This is a genomic window from Collinsella sp. AF04-24, from assembly GCF_003465685.1.
Classification (GTDB): Bacteria; Actinomycetota; Coriobacteriia; order Coriobacteriales; family Coriobacteriaceae; genus Collinsella; species Collinsella aerofaciens_AP.
The window spans coordinates 1-299 of record NZ_QSBK01000008.1 but is presented as its reverse complement, the minus strand read 5'-3'; the positions used below and the strand labels follow the sequence as shown (position 1 = coordinate 299).

The following is a 299-nucleotide window of genomic DNA, read 5'->3' as shown; positions in this document are numbered from 1 at the left end:
GGCCCGAAAGAAAGGTAGGAGGCCATGACGAAAGGTCTGCACGTGCCTTCCGAGATCGGCAAGCTCAGGAAGGTCTGCCTGCACCGTCCCGGCGACGAGCTCCTCAACCTGCCGCCCGACGAGCTCGAGCGACTCCTGTTCGACGACGTCCCGTTCCTGGAGGTCGCGCAGCAGGAGCACGACACCTTCGCCCAGATCCTGAGGGACCAGGGCGTGGAGGTCCTCTACCTCGAGAACCTCGTCGCGGAGGTGTTCGACCAGGTCCCCGGCGCCCGCGCCGAGTTCACCGACCAGTACAT

Annotated in this window: 1 protein-coding gene; it reads left to right on the top strand. The window is 65.6% G+C overall.

Annotation, left to right across the window (positions count from 1 at the left end):
* Nucleotides 1-24 precede the first annotated feature (24 nt).
* Nucleotides 25-299, top strand: a 275-nt coding sequence (locus DWV32_RS04215; protein WP_233511301.1) for an arginine deiminase family protein, incomplete at its 3' end; no start/stop codon positions are given.